At 66.7% G+C, this 697-nt stretch carries 1 pseudogene; it reads right to left on the bottom strand.

The window, feature by feature from the left end:
• Positions 1 to 697 (bottom strand): annotated as a pseudogene (locus AC1DOP_RS27185) (IS1595 family transposase); the annotation flags it as partial.

Genomic DNA, 697 nt, shown 5'->3' with positions numbered 1-697 from the left:
GCGACGCCGCGGAAAGGCAGCAGCCAGGTGCGCATCCGGCTGTGATAGGCGTTCACGTTCTGGATGTGCAGCGCACCGCGCTTTCGTTCGCCGGCGCTCGCGTTGATGGCTTCATGCGAAATCCCGACCTCCCGCGCGAATGCCGGGTAGGCCGCATGGCTATCGGTCACCARCAGCACGTCGCGCGCCAGGCGCGGYCCCAGGTGTTGCACCAGCTGCCGCTTGCTSACGCTGCCCTTGCCGGTCACGGCGTCGATGGTCTGGCCGCTGCGATCGCGCGCCACCAGGATGCACACTTGTTCATTCGAGATCCCACGCTTTGTCGCCTTGCCGCCGCGTCTTCGTGGCGGACGATCGAGATGTCTGGACCCCTTGTGCGATTCRAGCACATACATCTCATCGGCTTCGGCGATGCCGCTCAGCCGCGTGCCGAGCGGCGCATGCTGCGGGAGTCGAGCATGCAGCCGAGGTAGTCGAGCCAGTGCGCCTTGTAGCGCAGCCGCGCCAGCGGCGTGCCGCTGAGCAGGTTGAAGGTGCGATGGCAGTTGCGGCAGCGGTAGCGCTGCAGTCCGTGCGCATGGCCGTGGCGATAGGGTTTGTCGGCCTGGCAGTGCGGGCAGCAGAGTGGTGTAGCGGGTTGCTCGACGATCTCGAGTACACGCTCGAGGCCGGCCGCCGATTGCAGCAGGTCGAGCAG

It is taken from the genome of Massilia sp. 01N410 (genome assembly GCF_056399665.1).
This window is presented reverse-complemented; position numbering and strand designations above follow the sequence as displayed.